This is a genomic window from Glycomyces arizonensis DSM 44726 (assembly GCF_000482705.1).
Classification (GTDB): Bacteria; Actinomycetota; Actinomycetes; order Mycobacteriales; family Micromonosporaceae; genus Glycomyces; species Glycomyces arizonensis.
Genome location: NZ_AXWO01000026.1, coordinates 1 through 20,023, shown reverse-complemented (window position 1 = coordinate 20,023; position 20,023 = coordinate 1). Strand labels below are relative to the sequence as shown.

Genomic DNA, 20,023 nt, shown 5'->3' with positions numbered 1-20,023 from the left:
AGGGGCACTCCGGGCCGGGCGAAGCGGCGTCTAAGAGTCGACCGTGAACCCGACCGCCCGCTGCGACGGCGAGGCGATCTCGACGTAGGCGATCTTCTCGGTCGGGACGATCACCTGGCGGCCCTTCTCGTCCTCCAGCCGCAGCATGCCGCCCTCGCTGACGGCCTGCTCGACCGCCTCGGTCAGGTCCTTCGACGACAGCTTGCTCTCGAGCACCAGCTCGCGCGGGGCGTACTGGACACCGATCTTGACCTCCACGGGCCCTCCTCAAACGACTACTTCCGACGTCTACAGACGATGCAAGACTACTCGCGCGGGACGCTCCGCAGCGCCGACGCCAGTGCGCCGACAGCGAACGGGACCGGTCAGTCCCGGTCGCCCTCACCGTCCTCGCCTTCGAGCGGAAAATGCGAGATGCCGCGCCAGGCGAGGGTGCTCATGAGCGCCACGGCCTCGTCCTTGGGCACCACGCGGCCGGTGGCGATCCACTTGCGGGCGGCGACCTCGGCGGCCCCGACCAGGCCGGTGGCCAGCAGCTCGGCGCGGGACTTGTCCACCTGCGTGTCGGCCATGATCGTGTCGGCCAGCGCCGTCACGCACTCGTCCTCCATGCGCGCCACCCGCTCGGCGACGGCCGGGTCGTTGCGCTGGTCGGACTCGAACACCAGCCGGAACGCCTCGCCCTGGGCGTCGACGAAGTCGAAGTAGGCCCGCATGGCCTCGTCGACGCGCTCCTTGTTGTCCTCGGAGCGGTCCATGGCCTCCCGGATGCGCTCGACCAGCTCGGTGGCGCGCCCGTCGAGCAGCGCCAGGTACAGCTCCAGCTTCGAGGTGAAATGCTGGTAGAGCACGGGTTTGGAGACGCCGGCGCGGTCGGCGATGTCGTCCATCGAGGTGGCGTGGTATCCGCGGGAGACGAACACTTCCTGCGCCGCCTGCAGCAGCTGCGCCCGGCGTTCGCTCCTGGGCAGTCGGACCCTGCCTTCTCCAGCGCTGTTCACCTGGCACCTCTTCCCGGTCGTGTCGCCCATCCGTCAGTCGCCGGATCTTGCGGTCACAACGAAGTTTACGGAAGGTGGAATCCAGCTTCCCAGCGTACGGGGCGGGCAAACGCGGCTTCACCGCGCTGGTCGCGTCACGGTACCTTCGAGGCGGGAAGACGAAGGAGATTTTCAGTGGTGTATGACCAGAACCGACCGGAAGAGCCGCAGCGTCCGCAGCCAGACGACACACCGGCTCGCCGACGCATAGGCCGGTCCTGGGGACCCGCGGAGGAGCCCGCGGCCGAGGCCGACGACGGCACGCCGCAGGGGACGGCGCAGCAGGAGCAGTACCGCTTCGACCCCGACCGCGGCAGGCGCCACCGCTACTCGGAGGAGCCCACCGGGCAGGTCCCGGGCGTGCCGGTGGAGATCGCCGAGACCGGCCCGATGGTGCCCGCGACGCGGCGCCCCTCGCCGGGGGAGCAGTTCGAGCCGATCCCGCCCGCGCCGCAGCACCCGCAGACACCGCAGCCCGAGTCGCCGTTCGCACCGCCAGGTGCGAACCAGGAGTACAGCGCACCGCCAGAGGCGAACCAAGGGCTCAGCGCCCCGCCGGGGGCGAACCAGGAGTACGGCACGCCTCCCGGCACGAACCACGACTACAACGCCACGCCCGGCCCAGGCCGCAACCAGGACTACAGCGCCCCGCAGCCCGGCGCGAACCACGACTACGGCCCCGCCCAAGGCCAGCAGTTCAGCGCGCCGCCCAGCCCGCACGCCCCGAGCGCGCCTCCCGCGGCGCCGAGCGCTCCCCGCAGTCCCGCCCCGCCCGTCCCTCCCACCCCCGCGAACCACCCGGCGCCGCCGCCAGAAGGCACCGAGCAGGCGCCCGCCGCCCGGCCGATGCCCGAGACGGCCCCGCGGCAGGCCCCCACCCCCAGCGCGCCCGTCCTGCCGTCCCCGGTGCACGGGCCGGTCACCGAGCCGCCGCCGCGCACCCCGCCGACCTCCCGCCAGCCGCTGCCCGAGCCGACCCCGCCGGTCACCACCGAGGACGAGGCCCCCGACGCCGAGTCCGAGCAGCTGCTCGCCTGGGTGCGGCAGGTCCCCGGCGTCCGCGACGCCTTCCACGTGACCGCGCCCGACGGCAGCCCGAGCCTGCGGCTCGAACTCGAAGAGGGCGTCGACCCCGACGAGGTCCAGGCGGCCGTCTCGGCCGTCGTCGCCGAGCAGCGCGCCTCGACGCCCGGTCCGCAGACGCCCGACGAGCCCGGCGAGGAGGCCCAGGCCGAACTCGAGCCCGCCGCCCCCGCCGCGGCCGAGCTCCCGCTCGTCGGCGCCGTGCAGCTGCGCCGTGTTGAGATCGACTCGGCCGGGCTCGACGCCGAAGTGAGCGTGACGCTCGCCGTCGGCGACTACGAGTCGACCGGCGCGGTCACCGTCCCGCCGGTCGACTGGCACGTCCAGCACGCCGCGGCCGCGGCCGCCGTGGAGGCCCTGCGCCCGTACTTCGGGCCCGGGGAGGCCCGGATCGAAGTGGAGCACGCCTCGATCGTCACCACCGGACCGGTCAAGACCGCCGTCGTCGTGGTGCTGTGGCTCGACGGCCGGTCGGTGCGCCGACTCGCCGGCGCCGCCGTCGTCACGGCCGAGCGCTTCAGGGCGGTGGTTTCGGCGACTTTGTCCGCACTCGCGGCCGAAGTGGCACAATAGGAGACATGAGGCGGGCACGGCTGGTCGGGGTGGACAGGATCCGCGTCCCATCCCGCCCGCATCCGCCGTGGCCGGGCATCGAGCACCGGGTGAGCCGTCGGCGCCTGTTCATCCGCCACACCCCCGGGACGACGCCCGAAGCCGAGCCCGCCGTGTTCGTGCACGGGCTCGGCGGCTCCGCCCAGAACTGGACGGACCTGGCCGACGCCCTCTCCGACTACCTCGCCGCCGACGCGATCGACCTGCCCGGCTTCGGGCACTCGGCCCCGGCCCGGCGGCGCGTCACCATCCCGTCCCTCGCCCAGGACGTCGCCGCCTGGATCGTCGAATCGGGGCGCGGGCCGGTCCACCTCGCCGGGCACTCGCTCGGCGGGGCGGTGTCGGTGTACCTCGCCGCCACCCGCCCGCACCTCGTCCGCACCCTCACGCTCGTCTCCCCGGCCATGCCGTTCGGCAACCCGCGCCGATCCCACCAGTCGCGGTTCCTGCCGATGCTCATGGTCCCCCAGATGGCCCGCATCGCCGACCGGGCGCTGCGCTCGCGCACCCCGCAGCAGGTCGTCGACGACATCTTCCTCGGCACCTGGGCCGACCCGACCCGGATCCATCCGCAGCGGCGCCGCGAGGCCATCGCCGAGGCCCGACGCCGCCTGGCCGTGCCGTGGCACTCCAGCGCCTACATCCGGACCTACCGCGGCCTGATGGCCTCGTTCTTCCAGTCGTTCGTGCCCGGCACGCACTCGCTGTGGCGCCTGGCCCGCCAGATAGAGGCCCCGACACTGGTGGTGTGGGGCAAGCAGGACCGCGTCATCGACGTCAGGCAGGCGCCCGGCACCGGCGCGGCCATCCCCGACTCGCGGCTGCTCATCCTCAACCGCGTCGGCCACGTCGCGATGATGGAGCAGCCCTGGGCCGTCGCCCGCGCGATGGTGGCGATGCTCGACGAGGCACACCAAGGCGAGGCACACCAAGGCGACGGGCCTCGCACGCGCGAGGCCGAAGCTGACCTAGACTCCACTGTGTGACCGAGGGACGATTGGCTCGCCGTCGCCGCCATCGAAGGCGCCGCCGAGCCGCACTGCTGGCGGTCCTCATCCTCATGGCGGGCTTGGGAATGTACTTCGTCGCCGGCGCCGTGGGGGATGAGTCGCCGCAGGCGATGGACACCGAGCCGCCCTTGACCGACACGAACCGGGCCCCGTCTTCCGACGTCCCCACCACTCCGGCCGCGACCGAGACGCCGCCCCCGCCGCTGTACTACTCGGGCACCGGCACGTGGACCTACGCCCAGCCGAGCGCGGCCGCGGCGGCGGCGTTCGGGCGCTCGGGCACGCTCTTGAAGTACAACGTCGCCGTCGAAGACGGCCTCGAACTCGACGTCCAGGAGTTCAGCGACGCCGTCGCCGCCACCCTGTCCGACCCTCGCTCGTGGACCGCCGGCGGCGGCTGGCGCTTCCAGCAGGTCGGCGAGTCCGGCGCCGACTTCACGATCTACCTGGCCAGCCCCGAGCAGCGCTCGATCCTGTGCAGCCAGCCGGGCACCAGCGTCTCGTGCCGCAACGGCGACAACGTCGTGATCAACTCCGCCCGCTGGCTCACCGCCGTCGACCACTGGGACGGCACGCTCCAGACCTACCGCCAATACGTCGTCAACCACGAGGTGGGCCACCGCCTCGGCCACGCCCACGAGGTCTGCCCCGCCGAAGGCGAGCTGTCGCCGGTGATGGCCCAGCAGACGTTCCAGCTGGCGGGATGCGTCGGCAACGCCTGGCCCTACCCCGACGGCGAGACCTACCTCGAAGGCCCGCTGGGCTCCTACGACGGCCCGGCGCTGCCGCCCGACGACTACGCCGACGACTGAACGGGTGAGACCAAGCACACTGGTCTTCCCGCCGGAATATCCACAGAGTGGATATGCATTACTGGTTATATGAGTTTGCCGCCGCTAGTCGAGCCAGCCGCCGACCTGTCGATCGACGAGGTGAGGCGCTATTCCCGCCACCTCATCATCCCAGATGTCGGGATGGATGGCCAGAAACGTCTCAAGAACGCCCGCGTGCTCTGCGTCGGCGCGGGCGGACTCGGGTCCCCCGCGCTCCTGTACCTCGCCGCCGCCGGCGTCGGCACCCTGGGGATCATCGACTTCGACACCGTCGACGAGTCGAACCTCCAGCGCCAGATCATCCACGGCCAGTCCGACATCGGCCGCCCCAAGGCCGAGTCCGCCGCCGCCTCCATCCGCGAGGTCAACCCGAACGTCGACGTCGTCATCCACAACACCGTGCTGGACAACGACAACGTCATGGACATCTTCTCGGGGTACGACCTCATCGTCGACGGCACCGACAACTTCGCCACCCGCTACATGGTCAACGACGCGGCCGTGCTGCTGGGCAAGCCCTACGTGTGGGGCTCGATCTACCGCTTCGACGGCCAGGCCTCGGTCTTCTGGGCCGAGCAGGGCCCGTGCTACCGGTGCCTGTACCCCGAGCCGCCGCCGCCCGGCATGGTGCCCAGCTGCGCCGAGGGCGGCGTCCTCGGCGTGCTGTGCTCCTCGATCGGCTCGATCCAGGTCAACGAGGCCATCAAGCTCATCGCCGGGATCGGCGACCCGCTGGTCGGCTCGCTCATGGTCTACGACGCGCTGGAGATGACGTACCGCAAGATCAAGGTCCGCAAGGACCCGAACTGCGCAGTCTGCGGCGACAACCCGACCGTCACCGAGCTGATCGACTACGACGACTTCTGCGGCGCGGTCACCGACGAGGCCGCCGAGGCCGTCGTCGGCTCCACGATCACCGCCAAGGAGCTCGAGACGTGGCTCAAGGAGGGCCGCGACATCGACCTCATCGACGTCCGCGAGCCCGCCGAGTACGCGATCGTCCGGATCCCCGGCTCGCGCCTGATCCCCAAGGGCGACATCGTCTCCGGTGCCGCCCTGGCGGACCTGCCGACCGAGAGGCAGGCGGTGTTCTACTGCAAGTCAGGAGTCCGCTCGGCCGAGGCGCTGGCCGCGGCGAAGGCCGCCGGGCTGAGCAACGCCGTCCACGTGCAAGGCGGCGTCCTCGGCTGGATCAACCAGGTCGACCCGAGCCTGCCCGCCTACTGAGGCGCACCGTGCTCCCCACGCGTGTGGGGGGTGAGCCGAGTTCGGCAGGCGGTTCGGCCAGTCGTTCCCCGCGCCGGCGGGGTCTTGCGGAAGGGCGCGCGGCTCCGGCCGCGCGCCCTTCCTCACACTCTGCGTCACTTCATGGCGACATGACATGTTCGGCACCGTTGCTGAGAGGATTCTCAGCTCTGCGGCATTGACTCCGACTTGCCCGATTCCATAGCCTGTGCAGCATGATTCGGAAACCGAGCGGCGCCGAGGAGCTCTCGCGCCTCAACCGCCGAACCGTACTGCGATCCGCCGTCCCGGCCGCCGTGGCCGTGGCGGCCGGCGCGTTCCTCGCGGACGCGGGCGCGAACGCCGCCGAGAACGTCCTCGACGGGATCTTCGGCCGCTCCGGCGACGAACTGCAGGACGAGCTGGCCGCCGCCATCGAGGACTACCTCGCCTCGACCGGCACCCTCGTCGAGGCCTCCGTCGCCGTCGAGCGCGGCGGGACGCACCTGGAGCACAACGGCGCGCAGACCCACATCACCGCCTCCATCGTCAAGATGGAGATCCTCGCGATGGTCCAGCAGCACTGGGAATCGGTGGACGCGGTCCCCGATGACCACCGGGAACTGCTGCACCGCATGATCACCGAGTCCCACAACGACTCCACGACCGCGCTGTTCGACTTCCTCGGCGGCAAGGAGGCGCTCGACGCCGCGCACGAGCGCTACGGCCTGGTGAACACGGTCTCCGACGCCGACGGGCGGTGGGGCCTGACCGAGACCGTCGCCGCCGACCAGCTCGTCATCGCGGACCTCGACCTCTTCGAGGGCGTCCTCGACGCCGAGCAGGTCGACTACGGCCGCGAACTCATGGGCGCGGTGATCGACGCCCAGGACTGGGGCGTCTCGGCGGCCGCCCGGGAAGGCGAGTCGGTCTGGCTCAAGAACGGCTGGGACGTCGAGTCGCAGCTGGGCGGCCTGTGGGTGGTCAACTCGGTCGGCGTCCTCGGCGGCGACGGCGCCGACCCGGTCAAGATGGCGATCCTGACCAGCGGTGCCGTCGACGACGCCGAAGGCATCCCGATCGTGGAGGAGATCGCGAGGATCACTCGCGACGTGATCGACCAGGCATAACAGCGAAAGCAAGCAGAAAGGCCCGGCCAGCCGGCCGGGCCGTTCTCGTGCTCACGAACACTGCGATCCTTATGTCATATAATCTATAACCTATAAGGTCTCACTGGGTGCGGTACAGCAGCCACCGCTCACCGCTGCGCGCAGTACGGCCGGGGCCTTCGCTTCGCTGAATAGCGACCGAGCTCTCGCTGCGGGTCCCGCTCCGCTCAGTACCGGCTGTGCCTTTGCTACCGTCCCTTCGCTTCGCTCAGTACCGGCTGTGCCCCCCGCTACCGTCCCCTCGCTTCGCTCAGTACCGGCTGTGCCCCCCGCTACCGTCCCCTCGCTCCGCTCAGTACCGGCTGTGCCCCCCGCTACCGTCCCCTCGCTCCGCTCAGTACCGGTAGTGATCCGCCTTGTAAGGACCCTCCACGTCGACGCCGATGTAGTCGGCCTGCGCCTTGGTCAGCTTCGTCAGCTTGACGCCGAGGGCGTCGAGGTGCAGGCGGGCGACCTCCTCGTCGAGGTGCTTCGGCAGCGTGTACACGCCGATCGGGTACTGGTCCCGTTTCGTGTGCAGCTCGATCTGCGCCAGCACCTGGTTGGTGAAGCTGTTGCTCATCACGAAGCTCGGGTGCCCCGTCGCGTTGCCGAGGTTGAGCAGCCGGCCCTCGCTCAGCACGATGACCGAATGCCCATCCGGGCTGTGCCCTTCGGTTCCCTCCGCACGCTCCGGGAACTGCCACTCATGGACCTGCGGCTTCACCTCGAGCTTCTTGACGCCCGGCTCGGCGGCGAGCCCGGCCATGTCGATCTCGTTGTCGAAGTGGCCGATGTTGCCCACGATCGCCTGGTGCTTCATCCGCCGCATGTGGTCGACCGAGATGATGTCGCGGTTGCCGGTGGTCGTGACGAAGATGTCGGCGGTCTCCACGACGTCGTCGAGCGTGAGCACCTGGAAGCCGTCCATCGCCGCCTGGAGCGCGCAGATCGGGTCGATCTCGGTGACGATGACGCGCGCGCCCTGGCCGCGCAGCGCCTCGGCCGAGCCCTTGCCGACGTCGCCGTAGCCGCAGACCACGGCGACCTTGCCGCCGATGAGCACGTCGGTGGCCCGGTTGATCCCGTCGGGCAGCGAGTGCCGCACGCCGTACTTGTTGTCGAACTTCGACTTGGTCACCGAGTCGTTGACGTTGATCGCCGGGAACGGCAGGCGGCCCTCGCGCTCCATCTCGTAGAGGCGGTGCACGCCGGTGGTGGTCTCCTCGGTGACGCCCTGGATGGACTGCGCCTTGCGGGTGAAGCGCGTCGCGTCCTCCTCGAGGGACTTCGCCAGGAGCGCGAGGATCACGCCCTCCTCCTCGCTGGCGGCGCTCGAGGCGTCGGGGACGGTCCCGGCGGCCTCGAACTTCGCGCCCTGCACGACCAGGAGGGTGGCGTCGCCGCCGTCGTCGAGGATCATGTTCGGCTCCTCGTCGCCCCAGTCGAAGGCGCGATCGGTGCACCACCAGTACTCCTCGAGCGTCTCGCCCTTCCATGCGAAGACCGGGACGCCCTGCGGCTCGTCGGCGGTGCCCTGGCCGACCGCGATCGCGGCGGCGGCGTGATCCTGCGTCGAGTAGATGTTGCACGAGGCCCAGCGGACGCGCGCGCCGAGCGCGGTGAGCGTCTCGATGAGCACGGCGGTCTGGATGGTCATGTGGAGCGAACCGGTGATGCGGGCGCCCGCGAGGGGTTTGGCGTCGCTGTAGCGTTCGCGCAGCGCCATGAGCCCGGGCATCTCGTGCTCGGCGAGGCGGATTTCGTGGCGGCCGAAGTCGGCCAGCTTGAGGTCGGCGACCTTGTAGTCGCTGTCTCGCAGCGTGTTCGTCATGGGAGGAATGGTACGCGCCGGGGGTGTGCGGGCCGCCGAACGGCGTGGTGGCGGGAGACACGCAAAAAATATCTGTGTCAACCCACGTTTCTGCTTGACACTCGTGAGGCTCTGGGTAATATTGCAGATACGCAGCGTCACAGCGGCGGGACGGCCCACAGGGTCGTGAAACGCCGCCAGTGACGCGCGGGGGAACCAAACCGGGGGGAGTGCCGGGCGGTCTGGGGTGGCCGCCCGGCACATTTTTGTGTCCGGCACCTTTTTCTTCACGCATCGGCGTTCCGCCGAGAAGCCCCGATCACCAGCGCGGGGCTCCTCCGAGCCGCGTGCCCATGTCGTTGATGCTCGTCTCCGGGCGCCGAGCCAGGCCTCCCGCGCCCACCGCACCGCATGCGCCGAACGTAAGGCCCCAACGCTCCGCGCCCCGGCGCTCCGAGGACATCCCTTCACCGAAGGCCGGGCAGCCCGACTCCCCAGCGCTCCGCCGCGAGCAACGCGTGCTCGCGCCCCCGGGTTCCGTCCTGTTCCGCCTCCCGAACCGCCGCCCACACTTTTTGTCGTACCCCGCAGGTATCCTTTCGCCTTGCAAATTTACGGCTCGCAAGCGTCGCCGAGAGTGGGGTCCCCCTTGGACTACCTGCTTCGGCGTGCGCTGCGCTTTTCCTAAATCGATTGCACCCCGCCCCGGTATGCGCGATGGTCCTGATGTGAGTAACCCTGACATCGACATCGTCCCGATCGAGGTCACCGACGACGCGCTCGTCCGGTCCTGGATCGACATGCAGACCGCCGTCCGCCGGCACGACCTGCCCGACACGGACCTGCCGCTCCCCGGCCTCCAGCGCCTGCGGCTCCTGCTCCACCCCGCGTCCATCAAGGTCGAGCGCTGGGCCGCCCGCATCGGCGACACCGTGGTCGGCTTCACCGGGCTGGTCATGCCGACGCAGGACAACCAGCACCTGGTCGAGTTCGAACTCGAAGTCCATCCCGAGCACCGCCGCCGCGGCATCGGCACGCGCCTGGCCGAGTTCGCCGAGCGCCGCGCCGCCGCGAACGGCCGCGACACGCTCCTGACCGGCGTCGTCGACTCCCTCGAAGGCGCGCCGCGCTTCGACCACTCCGGGCGCCACTTCGCAGGGGCCCGCGGCTACGCCGAAGTCGACAACGAGATCCACCGCCGCAACGACCTCACGCTCGTCGACGACGACGAGCTGTCCCGCCTCTACGCCGACGCCTGGAACCGCGCCGCCGGTTACGAACTCGTGCAGTGGGCCTCCGCGGCGCCCGACGACCTCCTCGACGGCCTGGCCCACCTCAACGAGCGCATGTACACCGACCCGCCGCAAGGCGCGGACCTCGACATCCGGCCCGCCGAATGGGACGCCGCGCGCCTCCGCGACATCGAGCGCACGCTCGCCGAGCGCGCCCAGCTGCGCCTCAACTCGGCCGTCCGCCACGTCGAGACCGGCGCGGTCGCCGGGTTCACCGCCATCGTGGTCAACCCCGGCGACGAGGAGCACGCCTGGCAGGACGACACCATCGTCGACGCCGCCCACCGCGGCAAGCGGCTCGGCACGATCCTCAAGATCGCCAACCAACGGCTGCTGCGCGAGTACCGGCCGAGGATGCGCTACGTCCACACCTGGAACGCCGAGGTCAACGACCACATGATCAGCATCAACGAGGCGGTCGGCTACCGGGCCCTGTGCCGCGACATCGACGTGCAGAAGAAGCTCGTCTGAGTGACCTCAGGCGGAGGCGATGAACAGCTCGCCTTCGCCTGAGACTCGGAGCGGTCCGGCCGCGGCCGCCGAGAACGCGGCGCGGCCGGGGTCGAGCGCGACCTCGCCGTCGTCGTCGGCCGCCGTCACGGTCCCGCCGGTGCACAGGCAGATCCTGGGGCCGTCGATGTCGAAGGACTGCGCCTCGGCGCCGACCTCGACGCGGCGCAGCGCGAAGTCGTCGATGGGCACTGGCCAGGCCCGCACCGGGCCCTCGTCGCGCGCGGCCGCGCGCGGCTCGTCCATGGCCCGGAAGTCCAAGACGCGCAGCAGTTCCGGCACGTCGACGCGCTTGCTGGTGAGCCCGCCGCGCAGCACGTTGTCGCTGGCGGCCATGATCTCCACGCCGAAGCCCTTGAGGTAGGCGTGCAGATTGCCCGCGGGCATGTACACGGCCTCCCCGGGACGCAGCGTGACGTGGTTGAGCAGCATGCCCACCAGGACGCCGGGGTCGTCGGGGTAGTGGCGGGCCAGTTCGACGAGGACGGCCGCGCCCTCGCCCACCGGCTCCCCGGCCTCGTCGAGCGCCGTCTTCGCGGCCAGGCCGATGATCTCGCGGCATTCGTCGCGGCCGAGCCCGAGCAGATCGGTGACGGCCCGCTGCAGGCCGGCCCGCTCGTCGCGCAGTGTGCGCACGAGCCCTTCGAGCGCGGGGACGCCGAGCGCCTCGATGATGTCGGCGGACGCCAGCGGATCGCGGAAGCCGCACAGCGCCCGGAAGTCGGTGAGCGCCACCAGCAGCTCCGGCTTGTGGTTGCCGTCGACGTAGTTGCGGAAGGCCGCGTCGATGCCGATGCGCCGTTCCCGCTGGTACCCCGAGTGGGCCTGGCGCGAGTTCGGGTGCGCCTGCAGGGAGAGCGGCTTGTCGGCGGCGAGGAGCTTCAGCAGGAACGGCAGGCGCGGGCCGAACCGGCCGAGCGCGCGCCGGCCCAGCAGCGGCGCCGGCTGCGAGGCGACCGCGTCGTCCAGCGGGTGCCCGTCGTCGAGGATCGAGGGCGCCGTCGGGTGGGCGCCGAACCACTCCTCGGCCTCGGGCAGCTCGGCTGGGCTCTCACGGCCCTGGAGCCTGGCGATGTCGACCTGCGAGCCCCATGCGTAGTTGCGGATGACACCGTCGAGCCCCTGCACGGCCGCTCCTCATTTCCGTTCGTGTTCGAAGAACAACTGTATCGGTTCGCCACGGGCGTCTACTCGCCGCCGACGGCCTCGTCCTTCATCTCGGAGACGGCCGGGACCCGCATCGGGTCGAGGCCGTGGGCGAGCGCGAGGTAGACCGACGCGAAGTCGGCGACCGCGATGAGGGAGGCGAGGCGCTCCAGTGCGCAGCCGCCCTCGGCGGGGATGACGTCGCAGCGCACGCCGCGCCGCTCGGCGAGCTTGGCCACCGCGTCGGCGCGCCTGGTGTCGGGCTTGGGCGCGGTGTCGTCGCCGTCGAGGCCGTCGTCGCGCATCAGGACGATCCGCAGCCGGGTCAGCTCGTCGTCGTCCTCGTCCGCGAAGATGTCGCGCTTGCCTTCGGCGAGCGAGCCGAAGACGCCGTCGAGGAGGCCGACGCGCCCGCGCCCGACCTCGCCGAGCTCGCCGGAGACGACGGGGTAGCGGGCGTTCGCGGCGAGCATGTCGCCGAAGCGGCGGGCGGCCACGCCCGCGAGCGGGCTGGAGCCCCACACGACCGGGATCGACCCGGCGATGTTGAGCGCGAGCTCCTTGGCGGGGTTGACGTAGGAGTCGGCGCTGGCGCGGCAGCGCTCGGCGTCCTCGTCGAGGCGCTTGGCGGTCTCGGCGATGTCGGCCTCGGCGAGCGGGACGAGCCCGAGTTCGCGCCCGGCCAGGAGCACCGGGATCGTCAGCGCCCACAGGCTCAATCGCGCGGGCGCGCGCCTGGGGACGGCGACGTACGGCGCTCGGGCGCGCTCGGCGACTGCCTGGAGCTCGGAGTCGGGGGCGCCGATGGCGACCAGGCGGGCGCCGCGGCGGGCGGCGGCCTCGGCCGCGGCGAGCGCCTCGGGGCTGCGCCCGGAGGCGGAGACGGCGAGGACGACGTCGGCGGCGCCGACCCAGCCGGGGACGCCCGCGGAGCGGTGGCCCAGGACGGGGACGGGGCAGCGCGGCCCCGCCACGGTGGCGAGGACGTCGCCGGTGCGGGCGGCGGTGCCGACGCCCGCGACGACGAGCGCCCTGGGGCGCCCCTCGTCGGCGAGGACGCCGAGCCCGGCGTCGGCGGCGAGCGCCGCCGACTCGCGCAGCTGCGGGCCCGCCGAGGACAGCGCCCACAGCGCCCCGCCGGGATTGGTGGACTCGGTCAGTTCGCCTTCGATGCGCCGTTCGTCGGGCAGCCGGTCGCCGGTGATGCCCGCCACGCCGTCGTCGTCTGGACCCATCGCTATTCCTCCTTGACGGAGTCGAGCAGCATCACCGGGATGCCGTCCTCGACTCGGAACACCTTGTCGCACTGAGAGCAGGTGAGGCAGTTGGCCTCGCGGTCGTAGGCGAGGGGGGCGTGGTGCGGGTCCGGGCAGCGCAGCAGTTCCAGCAGGACGGGGGCGGGATAGGCGGGCATGGGTGTCAGTTCCTAACGATGTGGAGGATCTCGTCGCGGAGCCGCTCCATCGAGGCCTGGTCGGGGCCTTCGACGTTGAGTCGCAGCAGCGGTTCGGTGTTCGACGGGCGCAGGTTCGCCCAGGAGCCGTCGTCGAGCTCGACGGTGAGGCCGTCGAGCCGGTCTGTCTGCGCGCGGGACGCGTAGTGGGCGGCGACCTCGTCGATCTTGGCGTGGGCGTCGGCGACCTTCGAGTTGATCTCGCCGGAGGGGACGTAGCGGACGAACTCGCCGGCCAGTTCGGACAGGGACCTGCCGGATGCGCCGACCGCGGCCAAGACGTGCATCGCCGCGAGCATCCCGGTGTCGGCGAACCAGAAGTCCCTGAAGTAGTAGTGGCCGGAGTGCTCGCCGCCGAAGACGGCCTGCTCCTCGGCCATGACGGCCTTGATGTAGGAGTGGCCGACGCGGGTGCGGACGGGCCGGCCGCCGTGCTCGGCGACGATCTCGGGGACCGCCTTGGAGCAGATGAGGTTGTAGCAGATGACGCTGCCGGGGTGCTTCTCGAGCTCGCGGGTGGCGATGAGCGCGGTGATCGCCGACGGCGTGACCGGCTCGCCGTCCGCGTCGACGACGAAGCAGCGGTCGGCGTCGCCGTCGAAGGCGAGGCCGAGGTCGGCGTCGGTGGACTTGACGCGGGCCTGGAGGTCGACGAGGTTCGCGGGCTCCAGCGGGTTGGCCTCGTGGTTGGGGAAGGTCCCGTCGAGCTCGAAGTACAGCGGGTCGATCTCCAGCGGCAGCGCGTCGAGCAGCTGGTCGCCGAGGACGGCCGGGACGGTGTGGCCGCCCATGCCGTTGCCGGCGTCGACGACGATCTTCAGCGGCCGGATCCCCGAGAGGTCCACCAGCCCGCGCATGTAGGCGGCGTAGCCGCCGAGGAAGTCCTCGGTGGTGACGGTGCCGGGCTTCTCCGCAGCCGGGAGCGGCTCGCCGTCGAGGATCTCCTGTGCCTTGTCGCGGATGTCGGCCAGGCCGGTGTCGAGGCCGATGGGCCGGGCGGCCGGCAGGCACATCTTGAGCCCGTTGTACTCGGCCGGGTTGTGGCTGGCGGTGAACATCGCCCCGGCCACGTCGCGCGCGCCGGCGATGTAGTACAGCATGTCGGTCGAGCACAGCCCGGCCTCGATGACGTCGGCTCCGGCGGCGGTGGCGCCGCGTGCGAACGCGGCGGCGAAGTCCGGGCCCGAGTCGCGCATGTCGTGTCCGACGGCCCAGGTGCGCTCGCCGGTCACGGCGACGGCGGCCGCGCCGATCGCCTCCATGACCTCTGGCGTCAACTGGGAGCCGACGAGTCCTCGGACGTCGTAGGCCTTCACGAATTCGCTGAGCTGTGGAGCCACGGGTGTGTGTCCGCCTTTCGGAAGGTGGTGCGCGGGGCCGGTTGTACCCCGAGACTAACGGCTTGCGTCCTCGTCTCCCGACACCACCCGGAGGTGACGCCGGGCACCCACGGCCGGTCCGCCCGGTCTGATGCCTTGGCGCGGCGCGGGTTCGGGCTGCGGGGGCTCGGGCTCGGGGCGCTCGGTCGTGGCGGCTTCGCGGACGGCGTTGGCCAGGGCGACCAGGTCGTCGTCGGTGGGCATGGGCGCGGTGTAGTCGCCCTGGTGGCGGACCAGTTCCCAGCCGTGGGGCACGGTGAGACGACGTGCGTGGGCATCGCACAGGTCATAGCTGTGGGGCTCGCGTGTCGTCGCGAGCGGGCCTACCACCGCAGTGGAATCAGAGTAGATATATGTCAATGTGGCCACCGCTGGTTGGCGGCAGCCGTTCCGGGAGCAACGCCGATCCGACCTCACCCCACGAAACTACCACCCGCGAAGGTGAACTCGGTGGCGCTGAGCAGTGGTGCAGAACCGATTTATGGGGCAGAGGGACGCGCGGGCCCCGCTCCGTTCCGCCATGGAGGGTTTCGGTCCCATCGGACGCTAAGGTGGGGCGCATGCGGAGAGATCGTCACGGGCGGGGGATGAGGGGGCCCCTCGCGCCGAGCGGACTGCCGATGCGGCGCACGCCTGTAGAGGAGTTCAACGCGCTGGTCCTGCAGGCGGTGAACGCCATCGAGCGGCACATGACCGAGACGATGGGACGCCATTCGCCGCTGGGGCACGTCGAGTTCGCCGTGGAGGACGTCCCGCCGCAGATGCGGGCCTACGAGGCGGACATCGTGGAGTCGCACGGGGTGGCGCTCTCCAAGCTCTACCCGGCGCAGCCGGGGACCGCGGCGGCCGCGCCGCGGATCGTGCTGTACCGGCGCCCGATCGAGCTGCGGTCCGATAGCGACGCGGAATTGGGAATGCTGGTGAGCAGCGTCTTGGTCGAGCAGCTGGCCTCGCTGCTGAACCTGCCCCCGGAGAGCCTGGAACCTTGAGCAGGCGCCTCAGACGCGGGCAAGACGTCTTCTATGGCCGGCCCGACGCGCAGGTGCGGCCGGGCGAGGCGTAGCGCGGCGGGCAGTGCGCCGGTCGACAATGCGCTCTATGCGAGGCCGGACGATCCTACGGCGTGGGCGTGGTGCCGAAGACGGCTTCGCCGTGCTCTGTGCGCGGGTGGACGGCCCGAGGTTCCCAGCCCTCGGCTACGGGTCACCTCTGCGTTCCGCGCTCGGGCGGTGCATTCCGAGTGCGAGCACGGGACCGGGCATACTGTCGAGATTATAGATTATAGATTATAGATTATAGATTATAGATTATAGATTATAGATTATAGGGCCATTGTCTATCTGCCCGCAGAGACAGCGCGGGGGTGGGACGATGCCGTCCCACCCCTCACGTGCCGAGTCGGCTGGTTCGCCGGGGCTTCCTCAGGCGGCGACCGGAACGCGTTCGCGTTCGGGTTCCGCCCGCTGCTCGACCAGGACCGAGCCCACGGGTATCGGTTCGGCGACGAGCGTGTCGGAGTCGATCGCCGGATCGCATGCTTCTACGAGGACCGGTTCCAACTCGGGGTTGATCATCGGGGTCGGCATGCACACCACCACCGGCATGGCGCGTTCGGCGCGTCGCCGGGCGGCCTCGCGGGCCTGCCGCTTGATCTTGCGGCGCTCCCGCTCCGACAATCCGCCCCAGATGCCGAAGCGCTCATCGTGTTCGAGTGCGTATTGTAGACAGTTCTCTTTGACCTCACATCGTGCGCAGATGCGTTTCGCATCGCGCGTCGAGCCCCCTTTTTCGGGGAAGAACGCCTCCGGGTCGGTCTGCGCGCACAGTGCGCGAGCCTGCCACTCCGGAACGTTGCCCAATAGGTCGGCCAGGTAGTCACGGCCGTCCATATACGTCCGCCTCCTTGTATGCGCACCGGTCGAGCCGGTGCTCCCCCCTTGCAATTCCTTGCACGGCACCGGATGCCAGACCCGAGGATCGACGCGCTCCCTCCCCTGTCGCGCGTACGACCCTGTGAATGCGGCGCCGCCGGCCGGCCGCATGCGATCGAGGTCCTGGTGCCCGCGGGCGACCTGTAACCGGGGTCGCGCCGCTAACTCATCTCGATGGACGACGAGTGCTCATCGCTATTTCGATAACGGTTTGACGTCAGACGATAGCGCACAGTGATCTCGGTGATGGAAGGACCCCTCAGACTCACTCCTTCGGGGACTCCTCATCTTCCATGAGCAACATGGAGAACTGCTCGCGTACCCGACTCCACTGCACGAACACCACGCCGACGCCGGCCAGGACCAGCCACACTCCATCGAGGAGCAGCCGTTCCGTCGCGGCGCGGGTGTCGATCCAGACCTCGCCTTGGGAGGCGAGCTGGGTCGCATCGTCGTATCCGTACATCGCCGCCGACAATGCCAGCAGCACACCCGTAACGAGGTAGCATCCGTAAACGATCTGGGCGCAGCGCCGAATCACCCGTCCGGGGCGCAGCCAGGCCGCCAGGGCCGGAGCCGCCACCGGCACGACCGAGAACAGCGTCTGACGCGCGGTGTCGGCGAATCCGATCCCGGCCGCGCGCGAACCGTAGTCGTCGCGGGGATCGAGACCGGCGCCGACGATCCACTGCGAGAGCGCGACGGCGATGAACACTGCGGCGCAGGCGATCAGGATCGCGGCGACGATGGTGCGGGTGCGGTGCGTTGACGGCATGGCGGGTATTAGACCAGATCGGTCCGGGACGCCTGCTTCAGTTCCTCCACCACGCCCTTGACCTCCTGGGCGCGGTCCCTGGGGCAGACCAGGACCGCGTCGGGCGTGTCGACGATGATGAGGTCGTTGACGCCGACGGTGGCCACCAGGCGCCCGCCGCCGGGTACGACGACGTTGCGCTTCGACTCGGTCAGCAGCACCTCGCCGGGCTCCGACGGCTGGACGATGACGTTGCCGACGCGGTCGGCGGCCTTGAGGACCTGTCCGAGGGTGTTGTAGTCGCCGACGTCGTGCCAGTCGAAGTCGCCGGGGACGACGCCCACCTTGCCGGAGGCGGCCGCCGGCTCCATGACCGCGTAGTCGACCGAGATCTTCTCCAAGGTGGGCCACAGCTTCGCGAACAGGGCGTCGCGGCCGGTGGAGTCCCAGGCCGCGGCGAGGGTGCGGACGGCGTCGTGGAGGTCGGGGCGGTGGCGGGCGAGCTCGTCGAGGAACACGTCCACGCGCCAGACGAACATGCCCGCGTTCCACAGGTAGTTGCCCGAGGAGACGTACTCGACCGCCGAGACCTGGTCGGGCTTCTCGACGAAGGCGGCGAGCTTGAAGCCGGGGCCGACGGCCGAGCCGAGCCGCAGGTAACCGTAGCCGGTGTCCGGGCCGGTCGGGGTGACGCCGATGGTCATCAGCAGGCCGGTCTCGGCCAGCTCCATGGCGCGTTCGACGGTCGCGGCGAAGGACTTGGCGTCGGGGACGAGGTGGTCGGCGTGGAAGGCGCCCATGATCGCGGTCGGTTCGCGCTCGGCGATGACGGCGGCGGCCAGGCTGATCGCGGCGGCCGAGTCGCGCGGGGAGGGCTCGACCAGGATGTTGTCGCCGGGCACCTCGGGGAGCTGGCGCGCCACGTCGACCGCGTGGGCGGTGCCGGTGACGACGTAGACGTGGTCGGGCCGCGACAGCAGCCGCACCCTCTCGACCGTCGACTGCAGCAGCGACGACTCGGTTCCTGTCAGAGGCAGCAGGAACTTGGGTCGCTGAGCGCGAGACAGGGGCCAGAGCCTGGTGCCGGAACCGCCTGCGGGGACCACCGCGTGAAGCATGCCAATAGTCTTGCATGCCGTCTCCACGTGCCGGTTCACCCGGTGGGACGGGGCCGGAGCCGATAGCGCTTTCGACGATGTCCTGAACCGATTCGTGTTCGCACTGGACGATCACGCCGGGCATCGACGAGGCCGCCCCGAACACGCCCGGCCTGGCCACCGTGGTGGAGGTGAAACCGCCGGACTGGGCGATTTCATAGCCACAGAAGATCAAATAGGACAGTCACGGTTCGTGTCCGCTCCGACCCGCTGCGCTCGCGTGAGGAGGATCTCTCGTCTTGAGGGCATCCAGGCAGCTCAGGGGTTGCGGGGGTGCCCTAGACTCACCCGGGTTCCGCCCAAACGATCAACACGAACTGAGGAGTACCTCCGTGGCTTACCCGCCCGCCCCCGCTGCCCAGCCCGTCCAGAAGCAGGGCAACGGCTTCGGCGTCACCGCTCTCGTGCTCGGCATCATCGGCCTCGTCTTCGCCGTGATCCCGGTCATCAACATCCTCACGGCGATCCCCCTGGGCGTCCTCGCCCTCATCTTCGGCATCATCGCCCTGGCCAAGGCCGGCTCGCGCGGCGGCAAGGGCAAGGGAACCGGCGGCACCGGCCTGGTGCTCGGCATCCTGGCCATCGGCGGCGCCGTCCTGATGAACGCCTGGGTCTTCAACGAGGCCGTGGACCAGGCCTGCTCCGACCTCGGCTACGAGTCTCAGGAAGAGTGCGACCAGTACCTCGACGACCTGAACGAGGAACTCGAGAACATGGAGTAGCCTCCAGCGCAAGCAACAAGGGCCGCAGCTCGGCTGCGGCCCTTTCGCTTTGCCCTAGAACAGCCTCGGCTGCGACTCGTCCACGGCCCCGCGCATGTCGTCGTAGTCCAGGACGACGCAGCGGATGCCCCGGTCCTCGGCGAGGACCCGCGCCTGCGGCTTGATGGCCTGCGCCGCGAACACCCCGTCCACCGGCGCCAGCAGCGGATCCCGGTTGAGCAGCTGCAGATACCGCGTCAACTGCTCCACGCCGTCGATCTCGCCGCGGCGCTTGATCTCGACGGCGACGTGCCTGCCTTCGGAGTCCCGGCACATGAGGTCGACCGGCCCGATCGCGGTCGGGAACTCCCGCCGCACCAGCGACCAGCCCTTGCCGAGCGGGCCCGTGTCGGCCGCCAGCAGCTCCTGCAGGTGCGCCTCGACGCCGTCCTTCTGCAGGCCCGGATCGACCCCCAGTTCGTGCGATGAGTCGTGCAGGATCTCAGCGACGGTGATCTTCAACTGGTCGCCGGACTTCTTCGACGTCACCGTCCACACCGAGTCCGCCTCGGCCACCGTGCACGGCGGCGTCATCCAGTTCAGCGGCTTGTACGACCCCCCGTCGGCATGGATCAGCACGCTCCCGTCCGCCTTCATCATGATCAGGCGCGGAGCCATGGGCAGATGGGCGGAGAGGCGGCCCGTGTAGTCGACCGAGCAGTGAGCGACAACCAAACGCATGCCGACGACCCTACCGGCGGCCCCCGACGGGCCCCGCCCGGAGGGATCGGCTGGTGTCCGAGCGCGAGTTCCCGCTGCGCGCCGCCCGGGTGCGCAGCGGCCTCTAGATGATTGATTCCTAACCCGGTCGGGTCGTGACCAGCAGGAGAGGGTCTCGTTGAGTGAAGTGTGAACAATACTCAGGACATCGAGACCC

19 protein-coding genes and 1 pseudogene are annotated in these 20,023 nt (G+C 70.4%); 8 read left to right on the top strand and 12 right to left on the bottom strand.

Translation table 11 applies throughout. The features are described from left to right. Positions 1-30 precede the first annotated feature (30 nt). The gene (locus tag H613_RS0116250) at positions 31-258 is read right to left on the bottom strand and encodes a DUF3107 domain-containing protein (RefSeq protein ID WP_026924635.1); all 228 of its coding nucleotides are present in this window, start codon (positions 256-258) and stop codon (positions 31-33) included. A 107-nt stretch (positions 259-365) separates the two neighbouring features. Continuing rightward, complete coding sequence (locus tag H613_RS0116245; RefSeq protein WP_035738350.1) at positions 366-1,001, bottom strand: TetR/AcrR family transcriptional regulator; 636 nt, start codon at positions 999-1,001, stop codon at positions 366-368. Positions 1,002-1,178: 177 nt separating this feature from the next. Here H613_RS0116245 and H613_RS0116240 point away from each other — a divergent pair, with 177 nt between their 5' ends. The 5 genes from H613_RS0116240 (at position 1,179) to H613_RS27070 (ending at position 6,932) form a co-directional block, all read left to right on the top strand. Beyond that, the gene (locus H613_RS0116240; RefSeq protein WP_156926076.1) at positions 1,179-2,696 is read left to right on the top strand and encodes a hypothetical protein; all 1,518 of its coding nucleotides are present in this window, start codon (positions 1,179-1,181) and stop codon (positions 2,694-2,696) included. A gap of 5 nt (positions 2,697-2,701) precedes the next feature. Then, positions 2,702-3,721, top strand: a complete 1,020-nt coding sequence (locus H613_RS27075) for an alpha/beta fold hydrolase (protein WP_084546687.1) — start codon at positions 2,702-2,704, stop codon at positions 3,719-3,721. Further along, entirely contained in the window at positions 3,718-4,557 is an 840-nt protein-coding gene (locus tag H613_RS0116230) for a DUF3152 domain-containing protein (protein ID WP_156926075.1), read from the top strand. The genes H613_RS27075 and H613_RS0116230 overlap by 4 nt, the downstream gene beginning before the upstream one ends. Positions 4,558-4,626: 69 nt before the next feature. Beyond that, complete coding sequence (gene moeZ / locus H613_RS0116225) at positions 4,627-5,805, top strand: adenylyltransferase/sulfurtransferase MoeZ (protein ID WP_035738331.1); 1,179 nt, start codon at positions 4,627-4,629, stop codon at positions 5,803-5,805. Between the two features lie 233 nt (positions 5,806-6,038). Further along, on the top strand, positions 6,039-6,932 hold the full coding sequence (locus H613_RS27070; protein WP_051393434.1) for a serine hydrolase: 894 nt from the start codon (positions 6,039-6,041) through the stop codon (positions 6,930-6,932). Between the two features lie 373 nt (positions 6,933-7,305). On the opposite strand, the gene ahcY is transcribed toward H613_RS27070, so the two are convergent. Further along, positions 7,306-8,784, bottom strand: coding sequence for an adenosylhomocysteinase (gene ahcY, locus H613_RS0116215; RefSeq protein ID WP_026924630.1), 1,479 nt, complete (start codon positions 8,782-8,784; stop codon positions 7,306-7,308). Positions 8,785-9,491: 707 nt separating this feature from the next. On the opposite strand from ahcY, the gene H613_RS29375 reads away from it, so the two are divergent. Further along, a complete protein-coding gene (locus tag H613_RS29375; RefSeq protein WP_051393433.1) occupies positions 9,492-10,526 on the top strand; it encodes a GNAT family N-acetyltransferase in 1,035 nt (344 codons plus the stop codon). A 6-nt stretch (positions 10,527-10,532) separates the two neighbouring features. Here the strand turns inward: H613_RS29375 and manA are convergent, their stop codons facing one another. From manA to H613_RS0116185, 5 genes are read right to left on the bottom strand one after another with little or no spacing between them, the layout of a single operon-like run. Then, positions 10,533-11,693 (bottom strand): mannose-6-phosphate isomerase, class I, encoded by a 1,161-nt coding sequence (gene manA / locus H613_RS0116205; RefSeq protein WP_026924629.1) that lies wholly within the window; start codon positions 11,691-11,693, stop codon positions 10,533-10,535. 59 nt (positions 11,694-11,752) lie between these two features. Next, positions 11,753-12,946 carry an SIS domain-containing protein gene (locus H613_RS0116200; RefSeq protein ID WP_035738329.1) on the bottom strand — a complete coding sequence of 398 codons (1,194 nt, stop codon included), beginning with the start codon at positions 12,944-12,946 and terminating at the stop codon, positions 11,753-11,755. 2 nt (positions 12,947-12,948) lie between these two features. Next, complete coding sequence (locus H613_RS0116195; RefSeq protein ID WP_026924627.1) at positions 12,949-13,125, bottom strand: Trm112 family protein; 177 nt, start codon at positions 13,123-13,125, stop codon at positions 12,949-12,951. A 5-nt stretch (positions 13,126-13,130) separates the two neighbouring features. Then, positions 13,131-14,504 carry a phosphomannomutase/phosphoglucomutase gene (locus tag H613_RS0116190; RefSeq protein WP_026924626.1) on the bottom strand — a complete coding sequence of 458 codons (1,374 nt, stop codon included), beginning with the start codon at positions 14,502-14,504 and terminating at the stop codon, positions 13,131-13,133. A 54-nt stretch (positions 14,505-14,558) separates the two neighbouring features. After that, positions 14,559-14,960, bottom strand: coding sequence for a DUF3499 domain-containing protein (locus H613_RS0116185; RefSeq protein ID WP_026924625.1), 402 nt, complete (start codon positions 14,958-14,960; stop codon positions 14,559-14,561). A gap of 143 nt (positions 14,961-15,103) precedes the next feature. Here H613_RS0116185 and H613_RS30210 point away from each other — a divergent pair, with 143 nt between their 5' ends. Further along, positions 15,104-15,532 carry a metallopeptidase family protein gene (locus H613_RS30210; RefSeq protein WP_156926074.1) on the top strand — a complete coding sequence of 143 codons (429 nt, stop codon included), beginning with the start codon at positions 15,104-15,106 and terminating at the stop codon, positions 15,530-15,532. A gap of 648 nt (positions 15,533-16,180) precedes the next feature. Here the strand turns inward: H613_RS30210 and H613_RS32660 are convergent. From H613_RS32660 to H613_RS0116165, 3 genes and pseudogenes are all read right to left on the bottom strand, one after another. Continuing rightward, a pseudogene (locus tag H613_RS32660) lies at positions 16,181-16,432 on the bottom strand (WhiB family transcriptional regulator); the annotation flags it as partial. A 307-nt stretch (positions 16,433-16,739) separates the two neighbouring features. Continuing rightward, positions 16,740-17,249 carry a hypothetical protein gene (locus H613_RS0116170; RefSeq protein WP_026924623.1) on the bottom strand — a complete coding sequence of 170 codons (510 nt, stop codon included), beginning with the start codon at positions 17,247-17,249 and terminating at the stop codon, positions 16,740-16,742. An 8-nt stretch (positions 17,250-17,257) separates the two neighbouring features. Next, positions 17,258-18,346, bottom strand: coding sequence for a mannose-1-phosphate guanylyltransferase (locus H613_RS0116165; protein WP_026924622.1), 1,089 nt, complete (start codon positions 18,344-18,346; stop codon positions 17,258-17,260). Positions 18,347-18,717: 371 nt separating this feature from the next. On the opposite strand from H613_RS0116165, the gene H613_RS27055 reads away from it, so the two are divergent. After that, positions 18,718-19,107: a hypothetical protein gene (locus tag H613_RS27055; RefSeq protein ID WP_051393430.1), complete on the top strand. Its 390-nt coding sequence runs from the start codon at positions 18,718-18,720 to the stop codon at positions 19,105-19,107. A gap of 54 nt (positions 19,108-19,161) precedes the next feature. Here the strand turns inward: H613_RS27055 and nucS are convergent, their stop codons facing one another. Then, positions 19,162-19,827, bottom strand: a complete 666-nt coding sequence (nucS, locus tag H613_RS0116155) for an endonuclease NucS (protein ID WP_026924621.1) — start codon at positions 19,825-19,827, stop codon at positions 19,162-19,164. Between the last annotated feature and the right edge of the window lie 196 nt (positions 19,828-20,023).